This window comes from Thalassolituus sp. UBA2590 (genome assembly GCF_002339775.1).
Taxonomy (GTDB): domain Bacteria; phylum Pseudomonadota; class Gammaproteobacteria; order Pseudomonadales; family Oceanobacteraceae; genus Thalassolituus.
Genome location: NZ_DDKU01000157.1, coordinates 5,097 through 5,722, shown reverse-complemented (window position 1 = coordinate 5,722; position 626 = coordinate 5,097). Strand labels below are relative to the sequence as shown.

1 protein-coding gene and 2 pseudogenes are annotated in these 626 nt (G+C 53.4%); all 3 read left to right on the top strand.

Features of this window, described 5'->3' with window-relative positions:
- A pseudogene (locus B2067_RS16115) lies at positions 1 to 137 on the top strand (selenide, water dikinase SelD); the annotation flags it as partial.
- Positions 128 to 268, top strand: coding sequence for a hypothetical protein (locus B2067_RS16110; RefSeq protein ID WP_301388752.1), 141 nt, complete (start codon positions 128 to 130; stop codon positions 266 to 268). The pseudogene B2067_RS16115 and the gene B2067_RS16110, both read left to right, overlap by 10 nt.
- A 2-nt stretch (positions 269 to 270) precedes the next feature.
- Positions 271 to 626: pseudogene (locus B2067_RS13265) on the top strand (tRNA 2-selenouridine(34) synthase MnmH); the annotation flags it as partial.

Here is a 626-nt window from a genome sequence, read left to right as displayed (position 1 = left end):
GCAGGGCTCCATGCCCGGTGGTACCGAACGTAATTTCGAGAGTTACGGCGAGAAGCTTTCAGCCATGACAGACGAGCAGCGCGCTATCATCTGCGACCCTCAGACCAGCGGCGGTTTATTGATTGCCGTGCGCCCTGAGCAGGCAGCCAAGGTCGAGGCGATTCTTGCCGAAGAAGGCTTGCAGAATGAGTGCATTGGTGAGCTTGTCAGTGGCTCTGCGCCTGGTTCTGGCTCAGCCGTGCGCGTGACGATCAAAACAGGAAGTTAATCATGAGTCGCCCGGATACTGCTGACTTCAGAGCGCTGTTTTTGTCGGATACCCCGATGATGGATACCCGTGCACCGCTTGAGTTTAAAAAGGGGGCTTTTCCTCATACGGTCAGCTTGCCGTTAATGACGGATCAGGAGCGTGCGAAAGTCGGTACCTGCTATAAAAAGAAAGGCCAGGACGAAGCTATTAAACTCGGCCATCAGTTGGTGTCGGGTAAAACTAAGGATGAGCGAGTCGAAAAATGGCTCGCTTTTGCAAAAGAAAACCCAGAAGGCTATCTCTATTGTTTTCGAGGCGGTCTGCGCAGTCAGATTACGCAGCAATGGTTGAAAGAGGCGGGTTGCGAATACCCGCG